This is a genomic window from Brevibacterium sp. SIMBA_078 (assembly GCF_046534565.1).
GTDB lineage: Bacteria > Actinomycetota > Actinomycetes > Actinomycetales > Brevibacteriaceae > Brevibacterium.
Window position 1 is genome coordinate 1 of the sequence record NZ_JAWRYQ010000038.1, and the last position, 401, is coordinate 401.

Genomic DNA, 401 nt, shown 5'->3' on the forward strand with positions numbered 1-401 from the left:
CTAATAAATAAGCAACATCAGTTGTAGATAGTTGTTTCTCTGTTAAGTACAGCTCAGCCAGTTGTCTTCTGGTTTCTTCTAGAATCCTTTGAAAGGACGTACCCTCCTCCTTGAGCCTTCTTTGTAGCGTACTTACACTAATACTCATTGCATCTGCAACATGATCGCGCGTTGGCGGAGTAATACCCATGATTGTAGTAATGGCTATCTCACAGCGCTCTTTGTAGCTCAGCTCAGAGAACTGAGTGGACAACATATTGAATAAAGGGTTAATGAAAAACTTTCTACCAAGCTCTTCTTCTGACTTTGTTAATAAACTGGCAGCTTTTTTATAGTGATCATAACAATCTAAGTTATATATCAAGCTTGTTGTATCAGCAGACTCTATTTAACATTCCAGG

Annotated in this window: 1 protein-coding gene; it reads right to left on the minus strand. The window is 38.7% G+C overall.

The window, feature by feature from the left end; all coding sequences use genetic code 11:
- Positions 1-364: hypothetical protein (locus tag SB749_RS18760; RefSeq protein WP_410711631.1), on the minus strand; the 364-nt coding region annotated here is incomplete at its 3' end.
- Positions 365-401: the final 37 nt, after the last annotated feature.